Below are 25,267 nucleotides of genomic sequence, written 5' to 3'. Positions count from 1 at the left end.
TTTTGTTTTCATCATCTCAAGGGAGCAGTAAATGACTCAAGGCAGACAGGCCTATTTGATCGGCGGCGGCATTGGCGCCTTGGCCAGCGCGGCGCATCTGATCCGCGATGGCGGCTGGCGCGGCAGCGATATCCATGTGCTTGAGGCCGCTGCCATCAACGGCGGCGCCATGGATGGCAGTGGCAATGCCGACGAGGGCTATATCGTCCGTGGCGGCCGCATGTTCAATTTCTCTTATGGCTGCACCTACGAGCTGCTCGGCTTCATTCCCTCGCTCACCGATCCCTCGCGCACGGTGCTGCAGGAGTTCCAGGATTTCAATGAGCTGAACAAGACCGAGGCCCGGGCCCGGCTGGTGCGCGGCGGCGCGATCGTCACCGACGTCGATCGCATGGGCTTCAGCGCCCGCGACCGCATCGACCTGCTGCACATTGCCGGCCAGAGCGAGGCCTCGCTGGGCAAGAAGCGCATCGACGAGTGTTTCGCGCCGGCGTTCTTCAGCAGCAATTTCTGGCTGATGTGGTGCACGATGTTTGCCTTCCAACCCTGGCACAGCGCCGTGGAGTTCAAGCGTTATCTGCATCGCTTTGTCCATGAGTTTCCGCGCATCCACACGCTGGCCGGCGTTGACCGCTCGCCGCTGAATCAGTACGACTCGGTGATCCTGCCGATCGAGACCTGGCTGCGCGGCCAGGGCGTGCAGTTCCATGGCAGCACCGTGGTTGAAGACATCGCCTTCAAGCCGCAGCGCCCCGGCGCCGCGCGTGAGATCACGGCCGAGCGGCTCTATCTGATCGAGGCCAGCGGGCCGCGCACCGTGGTGCTGGGTGAGGGCGATCTCGTCTTCATGACCAATGGTTCGATGACGGCCGCCGCCAGCATCGGCAGCCATGAGCAGGCGCCGCCGCTGCGCAGCGCCAAGACGCCGGAATGGGCGCTGTGGGAGAAGATTGCCCGCAACCGACGCGACTTCGGCAACCCCAGCGCCTTTGCCGACCATGTCGACGAGTCGTTCTGGGAGAGCTTCACCGTCACCTGCCGCTCGCCGTTGCTGCTGAAACTGATCGAGGACTTCAGCGGCAACCCGCCCGGCACCGGCGCGCTGATGACCTTTGCCGATTCGAACTGGCTGATGAGCATCGTCGTTGCCAAGCAGCCGCATTTCGCCAATCAGCCGGCCGAGGTGCAGGTGTTCTGGGGCTATGCGCTGTTCCCCGACCGGCCGGGCAACTTCGTCGCCAAGCCCATGAGCGAGTGCAGCGGCGCCGAAATCCTGCAGGAGCTGCTTGGCCATCTGCGCCTGCGTGCCCATGAAGCCGAGCTGATGCAGCACTGCCGCTGCGTGCCGGTCAAGCTGCCCTATATCACCGCCGAGTTCCTGCTGCGCGATCACAGCGACCGGCCGGCCGTGGTGCCGACCGGGTCGACGAACTTCGCCTTCGTCAGCCAGTTCTGCGAGCAGGCCGACGATGTCGTGTTCACCGTCGAGTACTCGGTGCGGGCCGCGCAGACGGCGGTCTATCAGCTGCTGGGCCTGAACAAGCAGCCCAGGCCGGTCTACAAGGCCAGCACGGCGGAATTGGCCGAGGCGCTGAAGACGCTGCTCAGCTGAGCGACTCGGCGTCGGTCGAGGGCTCGGCCGGCGCCACGCGCGGCAGCTGCAGGGTGAAGCAGGTGCCTTGGCCGGGCGTGCTGCGCAGCTCGATGCGGCCGCCCAGCACGTTGTGCACGATGTTGTAGACCAGGTGCAGGCCCAGGCCGCTGCCGCCCTTGCCCAGCCGGGTGGTGAAGAAGGGCTTGAAGACCTGATCGAGGTGTTCGGGCGGAATGCCGCAGCCGTCATCGCTGATGCTCAGCACGATCTGCTCGGCTTCGGCAGACTGCAGCGCGATGGTGATCAGCCCGCCCGTGCGCCCTTCGAAGCCGTGCACGACGGCGTTCTGGACCAGATTGGTCAGCACCTGGCCAAAGGCGCCGGGATAGCTGTCCAGGCTCAGGCTGTCGCTGATCTGGATGCGCACCTCGTGCTCTTGCGCCTTCAGGCTGTGGTGCAGCAGATGCACCACTTCCTCACAAACACGGCGCAGGCCGAAGGGCCGGCGCTGCAGGCTGGCGCGGTCGATGGCGACCTGCTTGAAGTCCTCGACCAGGCCGGCGCTGCGCCGCAGATTGCCCAGCGCCAGCGCCATGCTGTCCTCGGCATGTTGCAGCTGGCGCAGCAGCTCGCCGCGCCTGACCGTCCCGCTGGCGATGTGGGCCCGTGCCGCGCGCAGGGCCTCGGTGGCGGTGTCGGAGGCAATCAGCGCATTGCCGATCGGCGTGTTCAGCTCATGCGAGACGCCGGCCACCAGCGCGCCCAGGCTGGCCAGGGTCTCGCGCTGCACCAGCTCGTGCTGCGCCTGCTGCAAGGCTTCGCCGCGTTCGCGCACGCGGGCCTCCAGCGACAGATTGAGCAGGCGCACCGCCTCCTCGGCCTGGCGGCGTTCCTCGACTTCGCTTTGCAGCGCCGTCTGCGCCGCCTGTTCCTGGCGGCGATGAACCACCAGCTCGGCGGCCATGGTGTCGAAGGCGCAGTTCAGACGCTGCAGATCACCCGAGGCCTGCGGCGGCAGCGGCTGCGCTTCTTCGCCGCGATGGAGGCGGCTGGCCAGCGCCTCGATCGAGCCGGTGATCGCTTCCAGCGGCCGTTGCAGCCGATGGCGGACGACACGGTGCAAGAGCGCCACCGCCAGCAGCAGGCCCACAACGCCGATCAGCAACATCCAGGCAATCGTGCGTTGCAGCAACTCGTCGATGCGGGCCTGCGGCACGACGCGCACCGACCACCAGCCCGGCCCGCCGATGCGCGCCCAGCCCACCAGATAGCGGCCATCGGCGGTGCGCGCCACCCCCTCGTCACCGGCCTGTTGGCGCAGCAGCGCATAGACGCTGTCGAGCATCGGTTGCTTGAGTGCCGACAGCGCCAGCTGCCCCTGAGCGGCCTCGATCTGCGCGCGCAGCTGCGGATGGGCGATCAGCTGGCCGTCGCGGCTGACGATCATGCTCAGCGAATCCAGCGGCGACTCGGCCTCGGCAATCTGCTTGAGCAAGGCGTCGATGGTGATGTCGTGGCCCACGGTGCCAACCCAGCGGCCCTGCCAGTCCAGCGGCTGTATCACCGACACCATCCAGGCGCGGGCCTCGCCGTCGAAGTAGACCGGCGTCCAGAACAGGCGCCGGCCCGGGTTGCGCGCCGGGTCGGAGCCGGTCATCGTCGGGTAGTTGAAGTTGTCGGTGGCGGGCGTGGCGCCACGGCCCCAGTCGATGCCGCGCGAATAGACCATCAGGCCTTTTTCGACAAAGTCGGTGTAGACGGAGAAGAAGGGCGGCACCAGCGCCGGCCCCTGCTCGCTGAGCAGCTCGTAGCTGGCCACGGCACGGCGGCGCACCGAGGCATCGGGCCCCTGCTGGCCATGCTGCAGGTAGAAGGTGGGTCGGCGCTCGGGGTCCAGCCATCGCGGCCTGACGCGCCAGACGCCATCGGCCTGGCGCTCGAACAGCGCGTCGAAGCGGGCCTGCACCTGCGCGTCGCTGGGCGCGTCGATTCGTTGCAGCCATTCGGCGCTCAGGCGCCGCGCGCTGGCCTCGGCCAGCTGGAAGGTCTGGCCCTGCTGGCGGGCCTGCACGCTGATCGTGCGCCGCACCACCGGTGGAATGCTTTGCTCGGCCAGCCGGTTCAGCAGCACATAGGCGATGCCGGCCAGCGAACACAGCATCAGCGCGACCAGCGCGCTGAGCTGCAGCACCAGCTGGCGGGCCAGCGGCTGTTGGCGAAAAGCATGGGACAAGCGGACCATGGAGCCTGCCGAAGCGTTGGACCGGGCCGCTGAAGTCGCGGCCTTTGGCTCGGCATGCTAACCGTGAACGGCGGCCCGCTGTGAGCCGGCGCCGGGGCTCACTCCTCGGGGACGAAAATCCACAACAGCAGATAGGCCAGCATGCCGGTGCCGGCACAGACGGCTGTGAAGGTGAACAGCATGCGCCAGATCCAGGCGTCGATGCCGGTCAAGCGGCCGATGCCGCCGCACACGCCACCAATCCAGCGATCGTCGCGGCTGCGGCGCAGGCTGTTGATGCCGTCCATCGCTGCCGGGCCGCTACCGGCTCCGGCGCCGGCGGCCGAAGCGCCGGCCAGCACCCGGGCCTTGGCGCGGGCGTATTCCTCATCGCTGAGCTGGCCGCGCTGGTGCATATCGGCCAGTTGCTGCAGGTCGTCGGCGATGCTCATGGCGTGATCCTCCTCGTCGCTTGGTGATTCAGTGTCTCAGCTTGCCGCCGGCAGCGGGCCTGGGGCTTGCGCGGGGTCAAGCACTCAGTAGCGCAGTTGCGGGTGCTGCGGGGCCGGTTCGCGCTGTTCAGGCAGCACCACCCAGAGCAGCAGATAGACCAACACGCTGGCACCGCCGCAAGACAGGCCGATGATGAAGAGCAGGCGCCAGATCCAGGAGGCCAGGCCGCTGATCTGCGCCAGCCCGCCGCAAACGCCGCCCAGCCAGCGGTCGTCGCGGCTGCGCTGCAGGGCATTGAGGCTGCCGCCGATGCCATAGCCAGCGTCGCTGCTGGCGCTTGAGTCGCCGCGCTGTGCCTCATCATCCAGCAGCCGGGCCTTGGCACGGCTGAATTCTTCGTCGCTCAGCTGACCGCGGGCATGCAGGGCGGCCAGGCGTTCGAGTTCATTGCTGAGGGACATATGGGCTTCTCCTGTGACATGGCGTGCTGCCATGTCGCCAAGTTAAGGCCGCATGTCGCAGGCACCAAGGCCCAGCCGATGAACTGCAGGGGCGCCGGGCTGGCCTGCACATGCCGGCGCCGAATGGGGCGTGAACAGGGCAATGATCAGGGCAGTTGTCACGGCAAGACGCGGCCGCGGCCCGCCTTGACGCCGGCGCGCAGCGCCTTGCCTTCCAACCGGCGCTGCTTGGAACCCCAGGTCGGGCGCGTGGCGCGGCGCGGTTTGGGGGTGTGGGCAACGCCTTGCACCAGCTCGATCAGCCGGGCCACCGCCTCGGCGCGGTTCTGTTCCTGGCTGCGCGAGTCCTGCGCCTTGATGACGATCACGCCCTCGCCGCTGATGCGCTGGTCCGACAAGGCCAGCAGCCGCTCCTTGATCAGGGCCGGCAGCGTCGAGCGGCGGATGTCAAAGCGCAGATGGACGGCGCTGGACACCTTGTTGACGTTCTGGCCGCCGGGGCCGCTGGCGCGGATGAAGCTGAAGTCCAGCTCCCAGTCGGCCGGCGACCAGTCCAGGTTCACGTCAGCGGCTCGACGGTCACCGGCACCCGCCGGGTGATGGCGCACATCAGCTCATAGCCAATCGTGCCGGCGGCGCGCGCCACCTCGTCGATCGGCAAGACCTGACCCTTGGGGCCCTGGCCCCACAGCGTCACCTCGCTGCCCAGAGCGGCCTGAGGCAGCTCGCTGAGGTCGACCGCCAGCATGTCCATCGAGACCCGGCCGATCGTGCGCGTGCGCTGGCCCTCGACCAGCACCGGTGTGCCGGTCGGGCAGTGGCGCGGGTAGCCATCGGCATAGCCGCAGGCGACGGTGCCGATGCGCATGGCCCGGTCGGCGGTGAAGCCGCTGCCGTAGCCGACCGTGTCGCCCGGTTGCAGCTGCTGGATGCCGATGATCTCGGAGCGCAGCGTCATGCCCGGCTTGAGGTCCCAGTGGCCCTGGTCGTGCTCGGGGAAGTCGGGCACGCCGCCGTAGCTCATGATGCCGGCGCGTACCCAGTCGGCCCGCACCTCGCTGCGCTGGTTGTAACGCAGCGTCGCGGCACTGTTGGAGAGCGAGCGCTCACCTGGCAGATCCGCCGTGGCGGCCTGGAAGGCGGCCACCTGATGGGCGATGCCGTCCTGGCCGAAGCGCTTCGCGTCGGCATCAGAGAAGTGCGTCATCAGCGAAATCTCATCGACCTGGGGCAGGGCGTTGAGCCGCGTCCAGGCGGCGCGGAAGGCCTGCGGCATGAAACCCAGGCGGTTCATGCCGCTGTTCATCTTCAGGAAGACGCGGTGCGGCTCGTGCGTCTTGTGCATGGCCAGCCAGTCGATCTGCTGCTCGCAGTGCACCGCATGCCAGAGTTTGAGCCGCGAGCACAGTTCCAGGTCGCGCGCCTCGAAGCAACCTTCCAGCAGCAGGATGGGGCCGCGCCAGCCAAGCTGGCGCAGGCGCTGAGCCTCGTCCAGGTCGAGCAGGGCAAAGCCATCGGCGGCGCGGAAGGCCTCGAAGACGTTTTCGATGCCGTGCCCGTAGGCATTGGCCTTGACGACGGCCCAGACCTGCGCGTCCGGAGCCAGCGCGCGGGCGCGGGCCAGGTTGTGGGCGAGGGCGGCTTGGTGGATGAGGGCTTCTATCGGGCGTGGCATGGTCCGGATTGTGGCATCACTGACTGCGGGTTTGCCCTTGGAAATCTGGCTTCAGCGCGCGGCCAAGCACAGCCGGGCCGGTCTGTGAAGTCAGTCTTTGTAGGGGGGCGCATGCTATAAACCCGGCGCAGCATGGCCCGCTTGTGAACTTTCGTGAAGCGAATCCGGGGGCACGGCTATTCGTTCCAGTCCTTGGTTTCGCTCTCTTACGCAGGTCGGCAGTTCACGCTTGGGTTCATGAAAAAAGGCTTTTACACCATCATGGCCGCGCAGTTCTTCAGCTCGCTGGCTGATAACGCGCTGTTGGTCGGCGCGATCGAACTGCTGAAGTCCACCAATGCGCCAAGCTGGCAGGTGCCGGCCTTGGCGGCGATGTTTGCACTCTTTTATGTGCTCTTGGCACCGCTGGTCGGCGCCTTCGCCGATGCCGCGCCCAAGGGCAAGGTGATGTTCTACTCCAACAGCATCAAGGTGATTGGCTGCCTGATGATGCTGTTCAGCGACTACACGCTGGCCGCCTATGCCATCGTCGGCCTGGGTGCCGCCGCCTACTCGCCGGCCAAGTACGGCATCCTGACCGAGCTCTTGCCGCCCTCGCAGTTGGTCAAGGCCAATGGCTGGATCGAGGGCCTGACCGTCGGTTCCATCATCCTCGGTGTGTTGCTCGGCGGCCAGTTGGTCGGCCATCGGCTGTCGTCCATCCTGCTGGGCTTTGAGCTGCCCTTCATCAACACCGGCATCGATACCGCGCCCGAGGCGGCGATTGCTTCGATGATCGTGCTCTACGCGATTGCCGCGCTGTTCAATCTGGGCATTCCGCGTACCGAGGCGCCGCTGCAGCCGATGAACCGCAATCTGCTCAGCCTGGTGCGTGACTTCAGCCAGTGCAACGCACGGCTGTGGAGCGACAAGCTGGGCCAGATCTCGCTGGCTTCGACGACGCTGGTCTGGGGCGTGTCCGGCAATATGCGCGTGATCGTCTTCCCCTGGGCCGCTGCGGCACTGGGCTATGGCACGACGCAGGCCTCGTCGCTGGCCGGGGTGGTCGTCATCGGCACGGCGGTCAGCGCGGTGCTGGCCTCGGCGACGATGAAGCTCGACAAGGCGACCAATCTGATCCCCATGGGCATCGGCATGGGCGTGTTGATGCTGGGACTGAACTTCGTCACCAATCTCTATGTGGCGATTCCCTTCCTGGTGCTGCTAGGCGCAACGGTGGGCTATCTGGTCGTGCCGATGAACGCGCTGCTGCAGCATCGTGGCCACAATCTGATGGGCGCTGGCCGTTCGATCGCGGTGCAGAACTTCAATGAGCAGGCCTGTGTGCTGGGCCTGAGTGCCTTTTATGCGGCGCTGACCAAGTTCGGCCTCTCTGCTTTTGGCACCATCACCATCTTTGGCCTGACCGTGGCCGGCATCATGTGGCTGATCCGCCGCTGGCATCAGAACAACTGTGTCCACCACAGCGCCGAGGTCAAGCGCCTGCTGGAAATTGCCCGCGACGACCACGCGCATTAAAGGCCGATCAGGCAAAAACAAAGGCGGCTCATCGAGCCGCCTTTTTTCATGGCCTTTTTGGCCTTGCTTGTTGACTGGACGAAAGCTAATGGAAGCACACCACAGAGCCACGGAGACACAGAGAAGACAGCCTCAAAGCTTTGAATGCTCCGCGTATTCCTCTGTGTCTCCGTGGCTCTGTGGTTTGTTCTGGCTGATCAGCGCTCAATGATCCCAGCGCCTATTTCTGCTTGCTCAGCACCGCGCCGACATGTTCCGACCAGGCCCGGCCAATCTTGAAGCAGCCGCTGTGGTTCAGATGGATCTCGTTGTGCCAGTCGCCGCTGACGCCGCTGGAGCCCGGCAGCGCATTGGCCAGCGGCACCGTGGTCGAGTCGAACACATGCAGGCCGGGGAAGTTCTCCTTGTCGGCCGCCAGGCTCTTCAGCAGCTGGGCCAGATGGAAGACCATCAGCCGGCTGACCGCCGCCCAGTCCGCCGCCGGCAGCGCATAGGCCTTCAGCGCCGGATACAGCCAAGGGCCGGACGAGGCGTCGACGGCGCCGGCCGGCCGCGGCATCGGCACCGCATAGCAATGCATGAAGACCGGCTTGCCGGCCGAGGGGCCCTGGTCGCGCAGCGTCAGCAGATGGCGCAGATTGGTGCGCACATAGTCGGCATAGGTCTGCCAGCCGGGTTCGGAGAAATAGCGCGCCACGCCCTGCGAGGGCGGGCCCCATTCGGTCTGGCGGCGCAGCAGGCGCAGATGCAGGGCCACGTCTTGCCCATCGGCGGTGTGGGCGGGGGTCTGGGCGGCCTGGATCAGGTCGTTGCCGCAGACCGAGAGCAGGATGCCATCCCAGACCGGCGCATCGTCGGCGCTCAGCAGATTGACGAAATCGGCGGCCGATTCTAGATCGACCATATGGCTCAGCGCATCGCTCTGGCCGGCGCAGTTGATCGCCGCCGTCGGCTTGCTGAACATCAGCTCCTGCAGCAGATTGGCATGGGCGCTGAGCTTGGCCTCGGCGGTGGAGAACCAGGAATCGCCCTGGGCCAGCAGGCGCCAGTGGTAGGCGTTCAGGTCCAGCGGGGGCTTCTTTTGCAAGTCCGCGGGGGTGAAGCAGGCCAGATGATCCAAGGAAGGCTCTCCCTAAGTCGTGATGCTGACAACATGGTGGCGCGCGCCGGACTCTGCCGCGCGCCACGATTGGACTGCCCGCCCCAGGGAAATGACCGTGCTATAAACCCTGGGGTTTGCTGGGCGGCAGCGTACCTTTTTGCAGGGCATTTGCAAGCCGCCCGGCGCGCTTTGCCCGGGCTTTTTGGCAAGCTGTTGCAAGCAGCCAACCCCGGGCGCGGCCCCTGCTGCTGCCCGCCTGGCGCCGCCCTGGGCGCCCCACCCCCAGCGCCGCCTTGAGCGGCCCGTCTCTTGGCCCCCTTCATGCCTTTTCTCGGTCTGATCTTCAACGCCCTGGTCTGGGGGCTGTCCTGGTGGCCGTTCCGCCAATTCCAGGCCGCCGGCATGCATCCGCTGTGGACCACGGTGACCTTTTATGCGCTGTCCTGGCTGGTCATCTGCATCGTCAACCGTGATGCCTGGCGCGAGCTGCTGGCCACGCCGGCGCTGTGGATCATCATGCTGGCCGCCGGCACCACCAACACCGCCTTCAACTGGGGCGTGGCCACCGGCGATGTGGTGCGGGTGGTGCTGCTGTTCTATCTGATGCCGCTGTGGGCGGTGCTGCTGGCCCGGCTGATCCTCGGTGAACGGCTGACCCCGCTGGCGCTGCTGCGCATGGCCCTGGCCCTGGGCGGCGCGGCGACCATGCTGCGGCCGGAGGGCGGCGGCCTGCCGCTGCCGAGCAGCCAGGCCGACTGGCTGGGCGTGATCGGCGGCATCAGCTTTGCGCTGAACAATGTGATGCTGCGCCGCGAGGCTCATCGCAGCGCCCATGGCCGCGCGCTGGCGATGTTCAGCGGCGGTGTGCTGGTGGCCGGCACGGCCGCGGCGCTGATGGCCTGGCAAGACCTGGCCCCCTGGCCCAGCCTGCCGCATGCCGGCTGGCTGATTCCGCTGGCCGGCATGGCGCTGCTGTTCTTTCTGTCCAATCTGTCGCTGCAATACGGCGCCGGGCGCCTGCCCGCCAATGTGACGGCCATCGTGATGCTGATCGAGGTGCCGACCGCGGCGCTCTCGGCCATCGCCTGGGGCGGCGGCCACATCGATCTGAAGACGGCCATCGGTGGCGCCTGCATCGTCGGTGCGGCGCTGCTGGCGGCGCTGGAGCGGCGGCGCGCCGGTTGATTCATCGCTACGATGGCGGCTCGTTCAATCGAGGAGCAGCCATGAGCCAGAGCGTCTACGACTTCAGCGCCGTTTCCATCACCGGCCAGCCGGCCGATCTGGCCAGCCAGCGTGGCAAGGTGCTGCTGATCGTCAACACTGCCAGCGCCTGTGGCTTCACGCCGCAGTTCGCCGGCCTGGAACAGCTGTGGAAGGACTACGGGCCGCAGGGCCTGGTCATCGTCGGCTTCCCGAGCAATGAGTTCGGCGGCCAGGACCCGGGCAGCAACGAGGAGATCGCGTCGTTTTGCCAGCTGAACTACGGCGTCAGCTTCCCGATGATGGCCAAGGTCAAGGTCAATGGCGCCGAGGCCCACCCGCTGTGGCAGTGGTTGAAGGCGCAGAAGCCCGGCATCCTTGGTACCCAGGGCATCAAGTGGAACTTCACCAAGTTCCTGATCGGCCGCGACGGCCAGGTGCTGGCCCGCTACGCGCCGAACGACGAGCCGGCCAAGCTGCGCGGCGATATCGAGACGGCGCTGAAGGGCTGATCAAGCCGCGCCGTCGCGCTGTCGCAGGCGCCGCCGTATCCGCGACAACGCGACATCGGTGATGCCCAGATAGGCGGCGATCTGGCGCAGACTCAGCCGCGCCGCCAGCGCCGCGTGCTCGGCCAGGAATTGCTGGTAGCGGCTGGCCGCGTCCTGTAGCAGCAGCTGCTGTTCGCGCGCCGTCTGGCGGGCCAGGCCGAGGCTGAGCCCCTGCATCAGCAGCGCGGAAGCCTCCGGCCAAGCCTGCTGCAGGCGCAACAGCTGGGTGGCATCAAGCTCGACCAGCCGGCTCGGCTCCAACGCCTGCAGCTGCCAGGGGCTGGCCGGCAGACCGCCGGGCAGGCCCAGCCACTGCAGCTCGGGAAAGAAGCCCTGGTTGCGTTCGCGGCCCTCGGCATCGACAAAGCTGGCGCGCAGCAAGCCCTGCTCGACCCACCACAGCGTGTGTAGCGGCTGGCCTTGCTCGAGCAAGATTTGTTGGCGATCGAGTCGCCGCCGCGGCAAGGTCTGCCAGCGTTGCGCCAGCGCGGCGTCACGCTGCAGCCAGGCCAGAAAGGCCGGGCCGCAGCTGGGGCAGGGCGGCAGTTCGGGCGGTAGGGCAGTCAAGGCGGTCTGAACCGCGGTTAAGGCGGCGGGTGGGCTTCTGGCCCAGCATCATGCCCCATGAGCAACACGCTGAACCTGAACGATGAGCTTGGCCCGAACTGGGCCCATCTGCTGCTGCTGGCGGCCCTGCCACCCTATGCCTGGTGGGCGCAGCAGGCGGCCTGGCCGGCCGGACTGAGCCTGGCGCTGGCCACGCTGGCGGCGCTGGTCTGGCTGATGGCCTGGGAGCGCTGGCGGCCGCTGCGCCGCGACTGGCAGCCCAGCCGCGCCGAGCTGCGCGAGGATGCCCGCTCGCTGGGCCTGAATGCACTGGTCGACGCGCTGGCTGATCTGGCCCTGAACGCCAGCCTGCTGGTGTTGCTGGCCGGGCGCGCGCCGGCCGCCTGGTGGTCGGCGCTGCCGGCCTGGCTGGGCCTGCCGCTGCTGATTGCGCTGGGCGAGCTGGCACCGTTTGCCTTGCATCGCTGGGCCCATCGCAGTGCGCTGGGCTGGCGCTTCCACGGCCTGCATCACCGACCGCAGACGCTGAACGCCGCCAATAGCGTGCTGGTGCATCCGGTCAACCTGCTCTGGAACAAGCTGGCACGCACGCTGGTCTGGGCGCTGCTGGCGGCGCCGGCGCACTGGCTGCTGTGGGCGGCGCTGTTCATGCAGGTTCAGTCACTGGCGGTGCACGCCAATGTGCGCGGCCGCCTGGGCTGGCTGAACTACCTGATCGGTACGGCCGAGCTGCATCGCTGGCATCACAGCGTGCGGCTCGACGAGGCGCACAACTACGGCACCGCCGTGCCGCTGTGGGATCAGCTGTTCGGCAGCTTCGTCTACCGGCCCGGCGCGCAGCCGCAGCAGCTGGGCTGGAGCGTCGACGAAGACGCGGCAACGCTCAGTCCGGCGGCTGCCACAGCTCGACCTTGTTGCCTTCCGGGTCGATGACCCAACCGAACTTGCCGTATTCGGAGTCGTCGGTCTTGTCCAGCACCTGGCAGCCCTCGGCGCGCAGCGCGGCGAGCAGGGCGGCCAGGTCGGCGACGCGGTAGTTGATCATGAAGGGCGCCTGGTTCGGGCCGAAGCCCTCGCCATCAGCGTCGGCGCCACCGACGCTCCAGATCGTGCAGCCCTTGGGCTCGGGCCTTGCTTCCGTCTGCCACTGGAAGGCGGCGCCGCCCCAGGCTTCAACGGGCACGCCCAGATGCACCCGGTACCACTCGCGCAGCGCCGCCGGGTCGCGGGCCTTGAAGAAGATGCCGCCAATGCCAGTCACACGGTCCATGGTTCGCTCCACAGGGGCTCATTGATCGAGAGCCAACGATAGCCCAGTCGCAGCCGGCCGTCGCGGGCTTGCTGCTGCAGCCATTCATTGACCGTCTGGCGCGACACATGGGCCAGCACCGCCAACTCGGCCTGGGTACAGGGCAGGCGACGCCAGCCGGGCGCTTCGTCCGGGCTGCCGCGCTGCGCGGCGAGCTGCTGCAAGGCCAGATGCAGCCGTTCGGCGGCGCTGGCATGGCGCGAGGCGGCCAGCAGGCGCAGCGTGCCGTCAAAGCGGCCGGCGAACTCGCGCAGCAGGCAGCGCGCAAAGCCGGCCAGCTCGTCCATCATCAGTGCATAGGCCGGCTGACCGATTGCCAGTACCTCGGCCGGCGTGGCCGCCAGCGCCTCATAGCTGGAAGGCTGACCGGCGGCAAAGGCGGCCAGGCCGAACAGCGAGGGCGGGCGCAGCCGCTCGATCACCGAGACGGTGCCATCGGCCGCGGTAAAGCGCGCCTCAATCTCGCCGCTGGCCACCGCGTAGAAGGCCTGCGGCGGCACCCCCTGCGCCAGCAGCAGGGCGCCAGGCCTCAGCACCTGCAGGCGCAGCTGAGGCGCCAGCCGCGGCCAGAGCGCCGGCAGGCCGCCAAGCAGGCACTCACGCTCGGCCGTATCGCGCGCCAGCGGATGCAGGCAGCGCTGCAGGGCAATCAGCAGATCAGTGCGGGCCATCGCACAATTGTCGGGCATCCGACATTTGCAGAGCGCCTACCTGCCTAAGCTGACAGCATGGAACACCTGCACAGCCCCGACATCACAGCGCTGATCGACACCCAGCGCCAGGCCTATCTGCACTTCGCCACCCATGAGTGCATCGACGATCCGCTCTATGTGGCGATCTGCTGCGCCATTGCCGCCGAACCCTCGCTGCTGGCGCTGATGCGCCATGCGCCGGTGCGTCAGGCCAAGCCCAATCTGCTGCTGGCCGCGCTGCATGAGCGGGTGCTGGCCGGCAGCAGCCATGCCTTCGCGTCTTACTACCCCAGCGTTCGCGGAACGCGCCTGCCCGATGCCGAGCTGCCGGCGCTGCTGCTGGACTTTGCCCGCCTGCACGAAGCCCGTTTGATCGAGCATCTGCAGACCCGCGCGACGCAGACCAACGAGGCCGGCCGCAGCGCCATCCTCTGGCCGGCGCTGCAGGCGGTGGCCGAGCGCACCGGCCGATCGCGGCTGTCGCTGTTCGATTTCGGCGCCAGCGGCGGGCTGAATCTGGGTGTGGATCGCTACCGCTATGAGTACCAGCGCGACGACGGCATCGCCATGCGCGGCGCCGCCGCGGCCGAGGGTGTGCCGACCATCGCCTGCCGCTGGCAGGGCTGGCTGCCGGAGCAGGCGCAGTGTCAGCTGGTCGAGCGCTGCGGTGTTGACCTGAGCCCGGTGGATCTTGGCGATGAAGACGCGCTGCGCTGGCTGCTGGCCTGCCTCTGGCCGCACGACCTGGCCCGCGCCGAGCGGCTCAAGCAGGCCGCGGCGCTGGTGCGCGACGGCGGCTGGACGGTGGAGCGCTCGCAACAGGGCCTGGACCGGCTGGAGGCCTGGCTGGACACGCTGGAACCCGGCGTGCAGCCTCTGCTGTTCAACTCCTGGGTGCTGTACTACTTCCAGCCTGAGGAGCGCGCAGCCCACCAGACTCGCGTGGCGCGCCTGGTGCGCGAGCGTGGCCTGGCCTGGCTCAGCGCCGAGGCGGCCGGCAGCCGCCCGCCCGAGGTGCAGGAGCCGCCGCCCTGCGAGCTCAGCGGTACGTCGACCGGCACGCTGTGGACGCTGCAATGGCGCGATGCCGACGCGCAGCTGCGCAGCGAGGCGCTGGCCTGGTCTCATCCGCACGGGCGCTGGGGGCAGTGGTTGCTGTGATCGACGGCTCTGTGGCGGCTCAACCGCCGGTTTGTCTGGCAATCCAGTCCGCAAACTCAGGCAGCATGGCGTCCGGCTTCAGTACATAGAGCGCCGGCAGCTCGTCGCTGTGCAGCGCCCGTATCGCAGCCTCCAGCGCCGCCTGCTGGCCGACGCGGGTCTTGAACAGGATGCGCTGCTCCTCGCCCTGGCAGAGCTTGCCTTGCCAGACATAGACGCTCTCGATCGCCTGCAGCTGAGCGCAGGCGGCCAGGCCTTGCTCGACCATCGCACGGGCCAGTGCCCGGGCGGCGTCCAGGCCGGTGATGCTGGTGATCACGAGCAGGGGGTGGTCGCTTGGATGCATCGTCAGCAGCTTTGTGCGGGTTTGAGGAAATGGCGGGCTTCAGCGTTGACTGACGCGGGTCAGCTGCACGCTGACGATTTGCCAGCGCCCCTCGCGACGGACATAAACGTCGATGTAGCGATAGTGCGTGCTGAAGGGCTTGCCGTCGTAAGACCCCTGCATCCGTGTTCGACCGCTGAGCAGTGCGGTGTCGCCATAGAGGCGAATCTCAAAATCCTCGACCTGGTAGGGGGCGATGACGAGCTTGGGCGACATCAGGCCGTCGACAAAGCTGGCCTTGGTTTCGAGATCGGCGTCAGCGTCGATCTGACGGAAGTCGGCGGCCATATTGGCTTCGATCGCGGCCCGGTCCTTGCGGACGATGGCCTCGTCCCAGGCCGCGGACTGGCGTCGCAGTTGCTCGATGTCAGCCGTTTCGCTGCCGGCCATCGCCGCAGCCGACAGGAATGCCATGCCACCGGCAAGCCAGTAGCGCCGTGCGCGCAAGACCATCGGAACTCCTAGAGCAGTTGGGGTGGCCGAGTGTGCACCGATCTCCTCGGCAGGCCAATTGGCATGGTCGGCGCAGAGGCTGCCGCGCTGGCGCATATGCCGAATGGCCGCAGGGCCGAAACACCGATAATGCCAGCTGTCTTTGCTCGGAGCCCCGTCATGTTTGCACACGTCGACGCCTATGCTGGCGACCCCATCCTCAGCCTCAACGAAGCCTTCCAGAAGGATCCCCGTCCAGGCAAGATCAATCTGTCGATCGGCATCTATTTCGACGACGACGGCCGCATCCCGATGCTGGACTCGGTGCGCAAGGCCGAGCTGGAAGTGGTGGCCAATGCTGGCGCCCGGCCCTATCTGCCGATGGAAGGCGCGGCCAACTTCCGCGCCGCGGTGCAGGAGCTGCTGTTCGGTGCCGACCACCCGGCGATCAAGGACGGCCGCATCGTCACCATCCAGGGCGTCGGTTCCAGCGGCGGCCTGAAGGTCGGCGCTGATTTCATCAAGCGCTATTTCCCGGACAGCAGCATCTATCTGTCCGACCCGACTTGGGACAACCACCGCGCCGTCTTCGAAGGCTCGGGCGTGTCGTGCAAGACCTATCCCTACTACGACCCAGCCACCGGCGGCCTGCGCTTTGCCGAACTGCTGGCCGCGATGCGCGCGATGCCGGCCAAGAGCGTGGTGCTGCTGCACGCCTGCTGCCACAACCCGACCGGTGTCGACCTGACGCCGATGCAGTGGGATGAACTGATCCCGGTGCTGAAGGAACGCGAGCTGCTGCCTTTCCTGGACCTGGCCTACCAGGGCTACGGCGATGGCATCGACGAAGACGCCTTCGCAATCCGCGCCATGGCCGACGCCGGCCTGCCTTTCTTCGTGGCCAACAGCTTCTCCAAGAGCATGAGCTTGTATGGCGAGCGTTGCGGCGCGCTGAGCGTGGTCTGCCCCGACGCGGCCCAAGCCGTCAACGTGCTGGGCCAGCTGAAGTTCATGATCCGCCGCAACTACTCCAACCCGCCGATGCATGGCGGCCAGATCGTTGCCCGTGTGCTCTCCACGCCCGAGCTGCGCAGCCTGTGGGAAGGTGAAGTGACCGAGATGCGCGAACGCATCCACGCGATGCGCAATGCGCTGTACGAGGTGCTGTCGGCCAAGCTGCCGGGCCGCAACTTCGACTACTTCCTGACCCAGCGTGGCATGTTCAGCTACACCGGCCTGACGCCGGCCCAGGTCGATCGCCTGAAGGACGAGTTCGCCGTCTACCTGGTGCGCTCGGGCCGCATGTGCGTGGCCGGCTTGAACACCAAGAACGTCGAAGCCACCGCCAACGCGATGGCCGCGGTGCTGGCGTGAACCTGAGGCGGCTCGGTCGTGGCGCGGCGTTTGCCCTGCTGGGGCTGAGCCTGGTGTTCCTGATCGGCCCGCGCAATGCCGAGCTGGCCTGGGAGCCCTTGCCCAAGCCGGCGCCGCTGCCTGCCCAGCTGAGCGGCTTGGACGCCTATCTGGCGGCCGCCGAAGCACGGCTGGGCAATGTGACGCCGGGCACCGAGAAGCACATCGTCTGGGGGCCGCAGGGCCAGCAGAAGGCGCCCTGGGCGGTGGTCTATCTGCATGGCTTCACGGCCACCCGGCACGAGATTGCGCCGCTGCCGGAAAAGGTCGCCGAGGCGCTCGGTGGCCACGTTTTCTACACCCGGCTGAGCGGTCATGGCCAGCCCGGCGAGGCCATGGGCCAGGCCACGCTGGCGCACTGGAAGGCTGATGCCCAGGAGGCCTTGCGCATCGGCCATCAGCTGGGCGAGCGTGTGCTGGTGATCGGCAATTCGACCGGCGCCACGCTGTCGGCCTGGCTGGCCCAGCGCGAGGAAGGCGCGGGCGTGGCCGGCTGGGTGCTGGTGTCGCCGAACTTCGGGCCGAAGAACCGCTGGGCCCAGATCATCAACTGGCCCTGGGGCCGGCAACTGGCCCGGCTGCTGCAAGGCGCCGAACAGAACGAGGCGCCGCGCAATGCGCTGAAAGCGCGTTTCTGGACCCACCGCTACCCGACCGAGGCGCTGTTCCCGATGATGGCCCTGGTCAAGCAGGTCAACGACAGCGCGCTGGAAAGCATCAAGGCGCCGACGCTGATGATGCTGTCGCCGCGTGACACCATCATCGATGTCGAGGCCGCCCGCGCCGCCTATGCGCGCCTGGGCAGCGCCAACAAACGGCTGAGCGAGATCGACTTCAGCGAATCGCTCAACCAGCATGTGCTGGCCGGCGATATCGAAGCGCCGGCGGCGACGGCGCCGATGGCCGCGCAGATCGTCGAGTTCGCGCGCGGCCTCAATCCGGCCGCAAGCCAGACGGCGTCTCGCTGAGCCGCGGCGGCCCGGCAAAGGGCTGCACCAGCTGCCCGGCGAGGTCCGGGGCGACGATCTCATCGATGCCATAGCGCGTCGGCCAGGCCGCCGGCACGCGGTAGCTGCCAAACAGCAGATCAAACAGCGGCAGCAGCGCGGCGTAGTTGCAAGCCGCCTGGCCCGGCGCGAGCCGCTCGTGATGCCAGTGGTGGAAGGCCGGCGTCGCGATCAGCCGCTGCAGCGGCCGCCAACGCCAGCGCAGATTGGCGTGGATCAGGTAGCCCCAGACGCTGCCAGCCAGGCTGATCAGCAGCGGCACGGTGTCCAGCTGCCCCGGCCCGCCCTGGGCCAGGCCGAGCAGGTACAGCGGCACATAGCCGCACAGCCGGGTAAAGACCAGATCGAGCGGATGGGCGCGGGTATTGGCCAGCCAGTCGAGCTCGGCCGGGCTGTGGTGGATCAGGTGCAGCCGCCACAGCAAGGGCCAGCGGTGCATCGCCCGGTGGCCCCAGTAGAAGCCGCATTCGGCGACCAGAAAGGCCAGCACGAATCGCGGTGGCGCAGGCAGGGCTTGTGACCAGTCACCCCAGCCAGGGGGCAGCCCGGCGGCCAGCCCCCAGGCCAGTGCCGCCAGTGGCAGCGCCAGCAATCGCGAGGGCAGCAGGCTGCTCAGAAAATAGTAGGCAAGATCAGTGGCCAGGTCGGGGCGGCGCCACCAGACCCGTGGCCGGCGGCGCAGTGCGAACAGGCGCTCCAGCGGCGCCAGGATCAGCAGCAAGAGCAGCAGGCCATTGCCGAACTTGATGGCATCAAAGGCCAGCGGCGGCAGGCGCTGCTGCAGCTGCAGCCAGAACTCCACCGCCTGCTCAGCGCTGCAGAGCTCGCCGCTCGCGGCGCAGACGCAGCAGCAGCGCCAGGCCGCCGATGCCCATCAAGGCCAGCGTCTCCGGCTCGGGAATCGGCGCCAGGCTGATGCCGTCCAGAAACACCAGCGGCGGATCGCCGGTGCCGACCGACAGAAAGCTCAGCACCTCGGTGCTGCTGGTGGCCTTGAAGATCATCGTCTGCTGCTGCCAGGGCGAGATCGTCAGCGTGGCGCCGTTGCCGCTCATGAAGCTGCTGTTCAGCGCAAAGCTGCCCAGCGACACATGCCAAAAGCCGGTCACCGGGCCCGGAATCGTGACGTTGGGCTCGGTGTCCTGCGCCAGCGCCTGCCAGAAGGTCAGCTTGTAGGCCCCGCCCGGGCTCAGGCCGGTGATGGTCTGCTGGATCGGCGAGTTGTGATAGTTGCCATCGGAGAAGACGAAGTTGCCGCCATCCGGGCTGGTCTGCGGCAGCGGCCCGGCGACGCCGACGCCGGGGAAGAGATAGCCGTTGGTGTACCAGCTGGGCATCACCAGCGCCTCGCCGATATCGGAGTTGCTCCAGTTGTTGACTGTGACACTGTTGAAGAACGAGGTTGTCGTCGCGCTCGTCAGTTCAAAAGAGCCATTGCTGACCAGATTGGCCCAGGCCGCCGGCGCGCAGCCGGCAAGGGCCAGTGCCGCCAGGGCACGGCCAAGGCGTCGAGAGGGAAAGTCCTTCATCTGCGGCCTCCGTCAGGGGGGTTGTGGTGAGGTCGACTGTGTGCCTGTTGCCGGGCTTTGAACAGCCCCTGCAAATAGGGGGGCGCCGCCATACGGCACTGCCAAGCCCTATGCTTGGGGCACAGCGATGAACTATCTCGTCCGCAACCAGCTTGTGCAGTCCTGGGAGGTCGAACTGGCGGCCGCCGGGACGAGCGCCGTGCCTACGGCCCTGCTGCTGCGCCTGTGCTGGCATCTGCGTCAGCGCGATTCGACGCGCTCGCTGGAGCTGGGCCAGCGTTTGCGTGCGCAGCTCGAAGCCGGCGATCCCGAACAGCAGGCCGCATTGATGCGGGTACTGCTGGCCGAGGCCGAGATCACCCTGCTGAAGGCCCAGCCCGAAGCGGCGCTGCTGCTGTGCGACGAGGTGCTCAGCGTGGCAGAGCGTGGCGGCGACGACGAACTGCTCGCCGATGCGAGCTTGCTGCAGGCGGTGCTGTCCGAGGCGCTGCACCGCTCCCGGCCCGAGCAGTTCGACGCAGCGCTGGCGGCGGCCCGGCGCTGCGGCGATGCGCAGCGCGTCAGTGTGATCGAACTGCGCGCGGCCATTGTTCATTGCTACCGCGATCCGGTGGCCGGGCGGCGGCTCTATGCCGAGCTGGCGGCGCGTGAGTACGACGATCCCGGCATCGCGACCTGGGCGCATGAACTGCAAGGCACCATGGCAGCCCAGGCCAGCGACTACGGGCTGGCCGCCAGCGCCCGCATCCAGGCCTTTGAAGAGGGCTTGCAGAGCGGCCAGGTCGAGCGTGCGATCACGGCGGCTCACAACGCCGCCGCGGCCATGCACAGCCTCGGAGAGCTGGAGCTGGCGCTGCAGTGGCTGCAGCGCGCGGTCGAGCTGGCGCGGCGGCCGGCCTGGCCGGTCAGCCTGGCCCTGGTGTTGGGCCAATTCGGCGAGACGCTGCGCATGCTGGGCCGGCTCGATGCGGCCGGCCAGCAGCTGCAGGAGGCCGAGGCGGCCTTGCAGGGCCTGCCGCAATCGCGCGCCTACGCGATCTTGCTGCGCTATATCTCGGCCTGGCATGAGGACCGCAAGGACTGGCCCCAGGCGCTGCAGCGCTTCGAGGCGCTGGAGCGCTGCGCGCAGCGCAACGGCCATCCCGATCTGGCGATCAACGGCTGCAGCGGCCAGGCACGCATGCTGGCCCGGCTCGGCCAGCCGCTGGAGGCGCAGGCCAAGGCGCTGCAGGCCTTGCGCCTGGCCGAGCAGAGCCAGCATCAGCTGCGCCAGGTCGAGGTCATGCGGGTGCTGGCCGAGCTGCATCAGCAGGCCGAGCTACCGCCGCCGCCCGGCATTGCCGCCGATCAGGCGGCGCTGCACTACCTGCGCACCGCACTGGCGCTGACCCAAGGCCTGCCCGGTTTTCGCGCGCCGGCCGAGCTGCTGGAGGCCTTGGCGCAGGCGCTGGCGGCGCGTGGCGAGCATGCCGAGGCCTGCCGGATGTTGCGCGAGTCCGGCCAGGCCTGGGCTCGTGTGCACAGCGAGAAGGCCGACAAGCGAGCGATCGCCATGCAGGCCATGCAGCGCACCGAGCGCGCTCGCACCGAAGCCGAACACCAGCGCCAGCTCACGCTGGAGCTGGCCCGCCGCGCCGAAGCCTTGCAAGGCGCTAACGAAACCATGGAGCGGCTGGCCGCCGTCGGCCGCGAGATCACCGTCGAGCAGGGCGCCACCGCCTTGTTCGCCACCCTGGATCGTCATTTGCGCGCGCTGTTGCCGGCGGCCGGGTTGGTGCTGGCGCAGCTGCAAAGCGGCGGCCAGACCCTGCTCCTGCGCCGATCTTCGCCCGGCGGCGCCAAGGCCGCACCCCAGCTGCTGGCGCTGGCGCAGGCCGGCGAGCTGGCCCGCGCGATGTGGGAGCGCCGCGCCTGCAGCGGACCGCTGGATGGGGGGCGCCTGCATGCGGTGCCGCTGCTGCTGGGCGAGCGCTGCCTGGGGCTGCTGGCCGTCTGGCTGGCCGATGATCGTGAGCTGGGCGCCGAGCAGTGGCAATGGTTGAACAGTGTGGCCGCCTTCGCCAGCATTGCCATTGCCAATGCCCAGGCCTATGAACAGCTGGGTGAGGCGCGCCAGCGCCTGGTCGCCCAGGCGCGCCGGGTGGCGCTGGGCGCGATGGTGGCCGGCGTGGCCCATGAGGTCAACACGCCGCTGGGCAACAGCATGATGGCGGTCAGCACCCTGCACGAGGAAGCCTTGCGGCTGTCCGGCGAGCTGCAATCCCGCCAGCTGCGCCGCAGCAGCCTGGCGCAGTACCTTGAGCGCTGCGCGCAGGCCGGTGACTTGCTGCGCCGCAGCCTCCTGCGCGTGCTGGGCCTGGTGCAGCGCTACCGCCAGGCCGGTGAACAGCCGCTGTTGGCGATGCGCCAGCCGCTGCTCCTGGCGCCCTTGCTGCGCCGCGCCGTCGAGGCGGCGCGCCAGGTGCAGGAACCGGCGCAGGGGGCATTGCCGGTCGATCTGGCCGTGGCCGAGGACCTCTGGCTGGACAGCCGCGCCGAGGTCCTGGAACAGGTGTTGACCCAGCTGATCGATAACGCCTTGCGCCATGGCCTGGCCGGCCGTCCCGCCGAAGACGCACGGCTGCGCTTGTGGGTGGAGAGCGGTTCGCGGGGCCGGCTGCGCCTGCACGTCAGCGACAACGGCGTGGGCATCGCCGCCGAGCATCTGGACCGTGTCTTCGATCCCTTTTTCAGCACCCGTTTTGGCCAGGGCGGCAGCGGCCTGGGCCTGCATTTGTGCCGGCAGTGGACCCACGCCTGGCTGGACGGTGAGCTGAGCCTGAGCAGCACGCCTGGCCAGGGCAGCGACTTCGTGCTCGATCTGCCGGCCGCGGCCGGTGCGGCGGCGGGAGATTGAGCATGGAGCTCTTCGTCAGCAACGAAACACTGCAGCGCTGGGAGCGCCAGCTCGCCGCCGGCCCGCTGCCGGCCGAGACCCAGGCGCTGCGCGTGGCCCTGTGCTGGCAGCTGCGCCAGCGCGATTCGCAGCGCTGCCTGCTGCTGGCCCGGGCGCTGCTGGTCGAGTTGCCGGCTGCCGAGCGCCGGGCCAGAGCCCGCGTTCGCCTGGCCGCTGCCGAGGCCGCTGCGCTGCTGGAAGAGGGTGCGGCGCCCGTGCAAAGGCTCGACGAGCTGCGCGAGCTGGCGCTGGAGTTCCGCGCCCTGCAAGACGGCGCCGGCGAAGCCGATGTGCACTATTTGCACAGCTGGCTGGCCTGGCTGCTGGGCCGGGTGGCCGAGCAGGATGCGCTGCTGGCCCGCTCAGCCGACCTGGCCCGGGAGACGGGCGATGCCGCTCGGCTGGATGTGGCCGAAGCGACGCTGGCCTTCTCACAGGCGCTGCGCGATCCGGTGGCGGCACGCCAGCGTTGGTCGACCCGCTTCGAGCAGGGGCGGCCGCACCCGGCCGCGGCGGCCTGGGTGATGGAGGTGCGCGGCACGCTGGCCGCTGAGCTGGACAGCGACTACGGCCGCGCGGCGGGCCTGCGCATCCAGGCCTTCGAGCTGGCCACAGGCATGGGCCAAATGCGCACCGCCATCATGGCGGCGCTCAACCTGGTCGACGGGCTGAACAATCTGAACGATCCCGAGGCGGCCCAGCCCTGGGCCGAGCGCGCGCTGGCGCTGGCCCGGCAGAGTGGCTGGCCGACGGCGCTGGCGCGGGCGCTGCTGGTCAGCGGCGAGACGCTGCGTCACCTGCAGCGCTTTGATGCGGCGCTGGCGCAGATGAACGAGGGCCTGGACCTGCTCGATGGCGGCCTGCAGGGCTCGCGGCTCTATGCGGTTGGACTGCGCTATCTGGGCCAGCTGCGGCTTGATCGCGACGAACACGCGCAGGCCTTGCCGGTGTTCGAGCGCCTGCACCGCATCGCCGAGCAGCTCGGCCAGGCCGATCTGCGCATCAATGCCCAGCGCGGCCTGGCCCTGGCCTTGTCGGCCCTGGGGCGTGCCGCGCAGGCCGAGGTGGCCGCGCAGGCGGCGCTGCGCATCGCGCTGGACAGCGGCCATGCGCTGCGCCAGATCGAAGCGCTGGGCGCGCTGGCCGATCTGCATCTGCGCCACCGGCTGCCGGCGCCGGCCGGTGTTGACGGCCAGCCGGCGATGCACTATTTGCGCCAGGCACTGCAGCGTGCCGAGGCCATTGCCGGCTATGTGCTGCCGGTGGCGCTGCTGCGGGCGCTGGCCGAGGCCCATGAAGCCGAGGGCGACGCCGCCGGCGCCTACGCCTGGCTGTTGCGCGCCAATGCGGCCCAGCGGCTGCTGCAGCGCGAGGAGGCCAGCCAGCGCGCGGTGGCGGCCGAGGTGCTGAGCCAGACCGAGCGGGCCCATGCCGAGGCCCAGCGACAGCGCCAGCTCGCCGAGGAGCAGCAGCGCCGCACGCAGCTGGTGCAGGCCCAGTCCGAACGCTTGCAGGACCTGGTCGCCATGGGCCGGGCCCTGACCGCCGAGCTGCAACTGCCGGCCCTGCTGAGCCTGCTGCGCCAGCAGCTGCAGAGCTGGTTTGCGCCGCGTGCCGTGCAGCTGCTGCGGCCGTCGTCCTCGAGCAGCAGCGAGGCGCCGGGCTGGCAGGCGCTGTTGTCGCCCGACGAGCTGCCCTGGCAGGACGCCGCCTGGCAGGCCCTGCTGGAACAGGCCTGCCGCGAGGGCCAGCCGCTGCAGCAGCAGGACAGGCTGATCGGCCCCTTGCAGCTGCATGGCCGGCTGCTGGCCCTGCTGCTGCTGCAGACGGCCGAACGGCCCGATGCGCTGCTGCTCAGCCTGTTCGACTCGCTGTGCGCCTACGCCGCCATCGCGCTGGACAATGCCGGCAGCTATGCCAGCCTGCGCGAGGCGCAGGACCGCCTGGTGGCGCAGGAAAAGCATGCCCAGCTGGGCAGCCTGGTCGCCGGCGTGGCCGGCCAGATCCACGCACCGGCCTTGCAATGCCTGACGCTGGCCGAGGCACTGCAGGCGGATACCGCGGCGCTGGCGCAAGCGCTGGCCGAGCAACGCCTGCGCCAGTCCGAGTTGCAGGCCCATCTGGCCCGGGTGCCGGTGCAGACGGCGCACATGCTGGCCGCGCTCGACCAGGCCTCGGAGCTGGTGCAGCGTTTCAAGCAGCTGGCCGAACCGAGCGCGGATTGATACCGCCAACCGTCGGCCAGCGCGGGCTGGCATTGCTATGCTGGCGGACATGCAAATGCTTGCGACGCTCAGCAGGGCCGGGTTCGCTGCGGTGCTGCTGCTGGCCACGGCCAGCCAGGCGGCACCGGTGCGGCGCTTTGTGACCGAGCCCTTTGCGCCCTACAACTTCGAGCAGCAGGGCCGCGCCGCCGGCCCCATGGTCGATCTGCTGAAGGCGGCCTGCGAACGGCTGCAGTGGCAGTGCACGATCGAGGTGCTGCCCTGGCGGCGTGCGCTGGGCCAGGCCGAGCGGGGCGAGGTCGACGGCATCTTTGCGCTGCTCGAAACACCGCAGCGGCGCGCGCAGTACCGCTTCACCGCGCCGCTGATCGATGCCCGCTACACGCTGTTCAGCCGCAGCGGCCAGAGCTTTGTCTACAGCGGTCGCGACAGCCTGCAGGGCCGCGAGATCGGCGTCTACGGCCCTTCGGGCAGCTCGGCGGCGCTGGCGGAGCTGAGCCAGGGCGTGGCGCTGAACAGCCATATCGAGCCTGACAATCTGACCGTGCTGAAAAAGCTGATCGGCGGCCGTTATGGCGAGCAAGGCCTGGCCTTCATGAACGAAAGCGTGGCGCTGTACCTGCTGCGTGAGCACAAGCTGGCCGGGTTGCAGGCGGCCGGCACGGTGCGCGAGTTCGGCTATTCGATTGCGCTGGTCAAACAGCGCGTCAGCGAGGCCGATGCCAAGGCGCTGGATGAGGCCTTGCAGGCCAACTGCCGCAGCGGCCGCAATGCCGAGCTGATTCGTGCCTACGCGCTGCCGGCCGCGGCCTGCGCGGCGCCGCACTGAGCGCA

The 25,267-nt window shown here is 68.6% G+C and carries 24 protein-coding genes; 11 read left to right on the top strand and 13 right to left on the bottom strand.

The annotated features are described in order from the left end of the window. Positions 1 to 31 precede the first annotated feature (31 nt). Positions 32 to 1,612: an oleate hydratase gene (locus RQP53_RS21575; RefSeq protein WP_315652767.1), complete on the top strand. Its 1,581-nt coding sequence runs from the start codon at positions 32 to 34 to the stop codon at positions 1,610 to 1,612. Here the strand turns inward: RQP53_RS21575 and RQP53_RS21570 are convergent. The 5 genes from RQP53_RS21570 to alr form a co-directional block, all read right to left on the bottom strand. Further along, positions 1,605 to 3,836, bottom strand: a complete 2,232-nt coding sequence (locus RQP53_RS21570; protein WP_315652766.1) for a sensor histidine kinase — start codon at positions 3,834 to 3,836, stop codon at positions 1,605 to 1,607. The two genes, RQP53_RS21575 and RQP53_RS21570, sit on opposite strands and share 8 nt — an antisense overlap. 98 nt (positions 3,837 to 3,934) lie before the next feature. After that, positions 3,935 to 4,267: a PspC domain-containing protein gene (locus RQP53_RS21565; RefSeq protein WP_315652765.1), complete on the bottom strand. Its 333-nt coding sequence runs from the start codon at positions 4,265 to 4,267 to the stop codon at positions 3,935 to 3,937. An 84-nt stretch (positions 4,268 to 4,351) separates the two neighbouring features. Then, positions 4,352 to 4,729: a PspC domain-containing protein gene (locus RQP53_RS21560; protein ID WP_315652764.1), complete on the bottom strand. Its 378-nt coding sequence runs from the start codon at positions 4,727 to 4,729 to the stop codon at positions 4,352 to 4,354. Positions 4,730 to 4,887: 158 nt separating this feature from the next. Then, positions 4,888 to 5,292, bottom strand: a complete 405-nt coding sequence (gene arfB / locus RQP53_RS21555; protein ID WP_315652763.1) for an alternative ribosome rescue aminoacyl-tRNA hydrolase ArfB — start codon at positions 5,290 to 5,292, stop codon at positions 4,888 to 4,890. Further along, on the bottom strand, positions 5,289 to 6,404 hold the full coding sequence (alr, locus tag RQP53_RS21550; protein WP_315652762.1) for an alanine racemase: 1,116 nt from the start codon (positions 6,402 to 6,404) through the stop codon (positions 5,289 to 5,291). Before alr ends, arfB begins: the two co-directional genes overlap by 4 nt. A 237-nt stretch (positions 6,405 to 6,641) precedes the next feature. Between alr and lplT the strand changes: the two genes are divergently transcribed. Then, positions 6,642 to 7,922, top strand: coding sequence for a lysophospholipid transporter LplT (lplT, locus tag RQP53_RS21545; protein WP_315652761.1), 1,281 nt, complete (start codon positions 6,642 to 6,644; stop codon positions 7,920 to 7,922). Positions 7,923 to 8,142: 220 nt separating this feature from the next. On the opposite strand, the gene RQP53_RS21540 is transcribed toward lplT, so the two are convergent. Further along, positions 8,143 to 9,042: a hypothetical protein gene (locus tag RQP53_RS21540; protein WP_315652760.1), complete on the bottom strand. Its 900-nt coding sequence runs from the start codon at positions 9,040 to 9,042 to the stop codon at positions 8,143 to 8,145. Between the two features lie 303 nt (positions 9,043 to 9,345). Between RQP53_RS21540 and RQP53_RS21535 the strand changes: the two genes are divergently transcribed. Further along, on the top strand, positions 9,346 to 10,209 hold the full coding sequence (locus RQP53_RS21535; RefSeq protein ID WP_315652759.1) for a DMT family transporter: 864 nt from the start codon (positions 9,346 to 9,348) through the stop codon (positions 10,207 to 10,209). A gap of 41 nt (positions 10,210 to 10,250) precedes the next feature. Then, positions 10,251 to 10,739 carry a glutathione peroxidase gene (locus RQP53_RS21530; protein WP_315652758.1) on the top strand — a complete coding sequence of 163 codons (489 nt, stop codon included), beginning with the start codon at positions 10,251 to 10,253 and terminating at the stop codon, positions 10,737 to 10,739. On the opposite strand, the gene RQP53_RS21525 is transcribed toward RQP53_RS21530, so the two are convergent. After that, positions 10,740 to 11,345: a Crp/Fnr family transcriptional regulator gene (locus RQP53_RS21525; protein ID WP_315652757.1), complete on the bottom strand. Its 606-nt coding sequence runs from the start codon at positions 11,343 to 11,345 to the stop codon at positions 10,740 to 10,742. Positions 11,346 to 11,402: 57 nt separating this feature from the next. Between RQP53_RS21525 and RQP53_RS21520 the strand changes: the two genes are divergently transcribed. Beyond that, entirely contained in the window at positions 11,403 to 12,278 is an 876-nt protein-coding gene (locus RQP53_RS21520) for a sterol desaturase family protein (RefSeq protein ID WP_315652756.1), read from the top strand. On the opposite strand, the gene RQP53_RS21515 is transcribed toward RQP53_RS21520, so the two are convergent. After that, positions 12,229 to 12,615, bottom strand: coding sequence for a VOC family protein (locus tag RQP53_RS21515; RefSeq protein ID WP_315652755.1), 387 nt, complete (start codon positions 12,613 to 12,615; stop codon positions 12,229 to 12,231). The two genes, RQP53_RS21520 and RQP53_RS21515, sit on opposite strands and share 50 nt — an antisense overlap. Then, on the bottom strand, positions 12,603 to 13,325 hold the full coding sequence (locus RQP53_RS21510; RefSeq protein WP_315652754.1) for a Crp/Fnr family transcriptional regulator: 723 nt from the start codon (positions 13,323 to 13,325) through the stop codon (positions 12,603 to 12,605). The genes RQP53_RS21515 and RQP53_RS21510 overlap by 13 nt, the downstream gene beginning before the upstream one ends. A 57-nt stretch (positions 13,326 to 13,382) precedes the next feature. On the opposite strand from RQP53_RS21510, the gene RQP53_RS21505 reads away from it, so the two are divergent. Then, positions 13,383 to 14,507 carry a DUF2332 domain-containing protein gene (locus tag RQP53_RS21505; RefSeq protein ID WP_315652753.1) on the top strand — a complete coding sequence of 375 codons (1,125 nt, stop codon included), beginning with the start codon at positions 13,383 to 13,385 and terminating at the stop codon, positions 14,505 to 14,507. A gap of 19 nt (positions 14,508 to 14,526) precedes the next feature. Here RQP53_RS21505 and cutA read toward each other — a convergent pair whose 3' ends face one another. Next, on the bottom strand, positions 14,527 to 14,853 hold the full coding sequence (gene cutA / locus RQP53_RS21500; protein WP_315652752.1) for a divalent-cation tolerance protein CutA: 327 nt from the start codon (positions 14,851 to 14,853) through the stop codon (positions 14,527 to 14,529). A 39-nt stretch (positions 14,854 to 14,892) separates the two neighbouring features. After that, entirely contained in the window at positions 14,893 to 15,345 is a 453-nt protein-coding gene (locus tag RQP53_RS21495) for a nuclear transport factor 2 family protein (RefSeq protein ID WP_315652751.1), read from the bottom strand. 159 nt (positions 15,346 to 15,504) lie between these two features. On the opposite strand from RQP53_RS21495, the gene RQP53_RS21490 reads away from it, so the two are divergent. Together RQP53_RS21490 and RQP53_RS21485 are read left to right on the top strand one after the other, a co-directional pair. After that, the gene (locus RQP53_RS21490) at positions 15,505 to 16,698 is read left to right on the top strand and encodes an amino acid aminotransferase (RefSeq protein ID WP_315652750.1); all 1,194 of its coding nucleotides are present in this window, start codon (positions 15,505 to 15,507) and stop codon (positions 16,696 to 16,698) included. Then, the gene (locus tag RQP53_RS21485; RefSeq protein WP_315652749.1) at positions 16,695 to 17,705 is read left to right on the top strand and encodes an alpha/beta hydrolase; all 1,011 of its coding nucleotides are present in this window, start codon (positions 16,695 to 16,697) and stop codon (positions 17,703 to 17,705) included. The genes RQP53_RS21490 and RQP53_RS21485 overlap by 4 nt, the downstream gene beginning before the upstream one ends. On the opposite strand, the gene RQP53_RS21480 is transcribed toward RQP53_RS21485, so the two are convergent. Continuing rightward, complete coding sequence (locus RQP53_RS21480; RefSeq protein WP_315652748.1) at positions 17,671 to 18,546, bottom strand: sterol desaturase family protein; 876 nt, start codon at positions 18,544 to 18,546, stop codon at positions 17,671 to 17,673. The genes RQP53_RS21485 and RQP53_RS21480 overlap by 35 nt on opposite strands. 7 nt (positions 18,547 to 18,553) lie before the next feature. Further along, entirely contained in the window at positions 18,554 to 19,273 is a 720-nt protein-coding gene (locus RQP53_RS21475; RefSeq protein WP_315652747.1) for a PEP-CTERM sorting domain-containing protein, read from the bottom strand. Positions 19,274 to 19,400: 127 nt separating this feature from the next. Here RQP53_RS21475 and RQP53_RS21470 point away from each other — a divergent pair, with 127 nt between their 5' ends. From RQP53_RS21470 to RQP53_RS21460, 3 genes are read left to right on the top strand one after another with little or no spacing between them, the layout of a single operon-like run. Then, the gene (locus RQP53_RS21470) at positions 19,401 to 22,169 is read left to right on the top strand and encodes an ATP-binding protein (protein ID WP_315652746.1); all 2,769 of its coding nucleotides are present in this window, start codon (positions 19,401 to 19,403) and stop codon (positions 22,167 to 22,169) included. A 2-nt stretch (positions 22,170 to 22,171) separates the two neighbouring features. Continuing rightward, on the top strand, positions 22,172 to 24,433 hold the full coding sequence (locus tag RQP53_RS21465) for a hypothetical protein (protein ID WP_315652745.1): 2,262 nt from the start codon (positions 22,172 to 22,174) through the stop codon (positions 24,431 to 24,433). 49 nt (positions 24,434 to 24,482) lie between these two features. Then, positions 24,483 to 25,262 (top strand): substrate-binding periplasmic protein, encoded by a 780-nt coding sequence (locus RQP53_RS21460; RefSeq protein WP_315652744.1) that lies wholly within the window; start codon positions 24,483 to 24,485, stop codon positions 25,260 to 25,262. Positions 25,263 to 25,267: the final 5 nt, after the last annotated feature.

The organism is Roseateles aquae (assembly GCF_032337115.1).
Classification (GTDB): domain Bacteria; phylum Pseudomonadota; class Gammaproteobacteria; order Burkholderiales; family Burkholderiaceae_C; genus Roseateles_C; species Roseateles_C aquae.
Note: the sequence above shows the minus strand (reverse complement) of the source record. Positions and strands in the feature narration are given on the sequence as shown.

Bases quoted from the DNA above. Each gene is read 5' to 3' on its own strand.
- RQP53_RS21530 (WP_315652758.1), top strand. From the start codon at position 10,251: ATGAGCCAGAGCGTCTACGACTTCAGCGCCGTTTCCATCACCGGCCAG.
- RQP53_RS21475 (WP_315652747.1), bottom strand. From the start codon at position 19,273: ATGAAGGACTTTCCCTCTCGACGCCTTGGCCGTGCCCTGGCGGCACTG.
- RQP53_RS21490 (WP_315652750.1), top strand. From the start codon at position 15,505: ATGTTTGCACACGTCGACGCCTATGCTGGCGACCCCATCCTCAGCCTC.
- RQP53_RS21495 (WP_315652751.1), bottom strand. From the start codon at position 15,345: ATGGTCTTGCGCGCACGGCGCTACTGGCTTGCCGGTGGCATGGCATTC.
- RQP53_RS21515 (WP_315652755.1), bottom strand. From the start codon at position 12,615: ATGGACCGTGTGACTGGCATTGGCGGCATCTTCTTCAAGGCCCGCGAC.
- RQP53_RS21520 (WP_315652756.1), top strand. From the start codon at position 11,403: ATGAGCAACACGCTGAACCTGAACGATGAGCTTGGCCCGAACTGGGCC.
- RQP53_RS21565 (WP_315652765.1), bottom strand. From the start codon at position 4,267: ATGAGCATCGCCGACGACCTGCAGCAACTGGCCGATATGCACCAGCGC.
- RQP53_RS21510 (WP_315652754.1), bottom strand. From the start codon at position 13,325: ATGGCCCGCACTGATCTGCTGATTGCCCTGCAGCGCTGCCTGCATCCG.
- RQP53_RS21465 (WP_315652745.1), top strand. From the start codon at position 22,172: ATGGAGCTCTTCGTCAGCAACGAAACACTGCAGCGCTGGGAGCGCCAG.
- RQP53_RS21575 (WP_315652767.1), top strand. From the start codon at position 32: ATGACTCAAGGCAGACAGGCCTATTTGATCGGCGGCGGCATTGGCGCC.
- RQP53_RS21470 (WP_315652746.1), top strand. From the start codon at position 19,401: ATGAACTATCTCGTCCGCAACCAGCTTGTGCAGTCCTGGGAGGTCGAA.
- alr (WP_315652762.1), bottom strand. From the start codon at position 6,404: ATGCCACGCCCGATAGAAGCCCTCATCCACCAAGCCGCCCTCGCCCAC.
- cutA (WP_315652752.1), bottom strand. From the start codon at position 14,853: ATGCATCCAAGCGACCACCCCCTGCTCGTGATCACCAGCATCACCGGC.
- RQP53_RS21535 (WP_315652759.1), top strand. From the start codon at position 9,346: ATGCCTTTTCTCGGTCTGATCTTCAACGCCCTGGTCTGGGGGCTGTCC.
- lplT (WP_315652761.1), top strand. From the start codon at position 6,642: ATGAAAAAAGGCTTTTACACCATCATGGCCGCGCAGTTCTTCAGCTCG.
- RQP53_RS21560 (WP_315652764.1), bottom strand. From the start codon at position 4,729: ATGTCCCTCAGCAATGAACTCGAACGCCTGGCCGCCCTGCATGCCCGC.
- RQP53_RS21570 (WP_315652766.1), bottom strand. From the start codon at position 3,836: ATGGTCCGCTTGTCCCATGCTTTTCGCCAACAGCCGCTGGCCCGCCAG.
- RQP53_RS21460 (WP_315652744.1), top strand. From the start codon at position 24,483: ATGCAAATGCTTGCGACGCTCAGCAGGGCCGGGTTCGCTGCGGTGCTG.
- RQP53_RS21505 (WP_315652753.1), top strand. From the start codon at position 13,383: ATGGAACACCTGCACAGCCCCGACATCACAGCGCTGATCGACACCCAG.